A 2,280-nucleotide genomic window follows, 5' to 3' on the forward strand; every position below is an offset into this window, starting at 1 on the left:
GAAATAACCACAGTTGTAGCAGATACCGGCGATATAGAAGCCATTAAAAAATATCAACCAGTCGATGCCACAACTAACCCTTCATTATTACTTAAAGCCGCAGAAATGCCGCAATACCAATCACATCTTGAAGACGCAGTAGCATGGGCTAAACAACAATCTAACGATGTTGAACAGCAAATTATTGATGCTGGCGACAAGTTATCTGTGACTATTGGTACCGATATTGTCAATATCATTCCAGGACGGATCTCTACCGAAGTGGATGCTCGTTTGTCTTTTGATGCTGCTGCTAGCATCGAAAAAGCCCACAAGTTGATCGGCCTTTACCAAGCAGCAGGTATCGACAAAAGTCGTATTTTGATTAAGTTGGCGTCTACTTGGGAAGGGATCCGCGCTGCTGAAGTGCTTGAAAAAGAAGGTATTAACTGCAACCTAACTTTGTTATTTGGATTTGCTCAAGCACAAGCCTGTGCCGAAGCCGGTGCATTTCTAATTTCTCCTTTTGTTGGCCGAATTTTGGATTGGTTTAAAAAGAGTACCGGTAAAACAGATTACACATCTGCCGATGATCCTGGGGTGTTATCTGTAACCAAAAGTTATAACTACTACAAAGACCACGGCTACAACACAGTAGTGATGGGTGCGAGCTTCCGAAATACCGGAGAAATCACCGAATTAGCTGGATGTGACCGATTAACAATAGGCCCGGGATTATTAGAAGAATTATCACAAACAGACGCACCTTTACCGGTTAAGCTAAAAGATAATGGCGCGACTAAAACGCCTGGTGCGCCATTAACTGAAACTCAATTTCGTTGGGAAATGAACCAAGATGCAATGGCTACCGAAAAACTGTCAGAAGGCATCCGTAATTTTGCCATCGACCAAGTAAAACTTGAAACTATGTTAAGAAGTTACCTATAAGTTTAAAGGTTTTAAGCATAAAAGCGTCTAGTTTGACGCTTTTTGTGTTTTAAATCATAGTGATACATTTCGTTTTTTAGCAAATATTGAGAAGAATTATGACCGCACTGACTGCAACTCCATCTTGGCAAGCGCTTCAATCACTCGCCTCAACGATAAAAAACCAACACATGCGTGATTGGTTTGCGGCAGATCCAAAACGTGCTGAAAACTTGACTCAATCGGCTTGTGGTATCGAATTAGACTTTTCAAAAAACCTAATCACCGACGAGGTTATGCAAGCTTTGCATGCGCTCGCCAATGAGTGTTTAGTAAATGAAAAACGACAAGCCATGTTTGCAGGCGAAATAATCAATCACACCGAGAATCGTGCTGTTTTACATACCGCGCTTCGAAATTTTTCTGGCAATCCTGTGTTAGTGGACGGTGTTGACGTAATGCCCGAAGTCTTAGATTGCCAACAAAAAATTCAAGACTTTGTGGCTAGCATCCACAATGGTGAGCGTAAAGGTTATACCAATAAGCCACTCAAACAGATTGTTGCGATTGGTATTGGGGGATCTTTTCTTGGTCCTAAAATCATGTCTGAAGCGCTAAAACCCTATTGGTTTGCAGGGGTTAAAGTGCATTATGTCGCCAATGTTGATGGTTGCCATATTCAAGACGTATTGGCCTCTTTAGATCATCAAGAAACCTTAGTGGTAATGTCTTCTAAATCGTTCACTACCCAAGAAACACTGCAAAATACCCTAACCGCCAAATCATGGTTTTTAAATGCAGGCGGTACTCAGCAAGATATAGCCAAACACTTTATTGCCGTTTCATCGAATATTAAAGCAGCCACAGAGTTCGGCATGGCAGTAGAGAATATTTTCCCAATGTGGGATTGGGTAGGTGGACGTTATTCACTTTGGTCAGCCATTGGTTTACCTATTGCACTGACAATAGGTTACGACAATTATCGGGCCTTATTACAAGGTGCATTTGAAATGGACCAGCATTTTCAACAAGCGCCTATGGAACAAAACTTACCGATGATTTTAGCCTTACTCGGAGTTTGGTACGTTAACTTTTTTGATGCCCAAAGCCATGTGTTATTACCCTATTATCATTACTTACGTGGTTTTCCAGCCTATGTGCAACAATTGGATATGGAAAGTAACGGTAAAAGAATTGCCGGTTCACATACCCAAGTAGATTATGCAACCGGCCCTGTTATTTGGGGTAGTGAAGGCACTAATGGTCAACATTCATTCCACCAGCTTATTCATCAAGGCACTAGTTTAATACCCGCTGATTTTATGTTGCCTTTAAACGTGGTAAATAAAGATAAAACTCATCACGCGATGTTAG

General features: G+C 41.3%; 2 protein-coding genes. Both read left to right on the plus strand.

Annotated elements, in window-relative coordinates:
- A partial coding sequence (gene tal, locus Q0688_RS15585; RefSeq protein ID WP_299078777.1) for a transaldolase occupies positions 1–927 on the plus strand: 927 nt, incomplete at its 5' end.
- A 98-nt stretch (positions 928–1,025) separates the two neighbouring features.
- Positions 1,026–2,280: glucose-6-phosphate isomerase (gene pgi / locus Q0688_RS15590; protein ID WP_299078782.1), on the plus strand; the 1,255-nt coding region annotated here is incomplete at its 3' end.

This window comes from uncultured Paraglaciecola sp., from assembly GCF_937123705.1.
Taxonomy (GTDB): Bacteria; Pseudomonadota; Gammaproteobacteria; order Enterobacterales; family Alteromonadaceae; genus Paraglaciecola.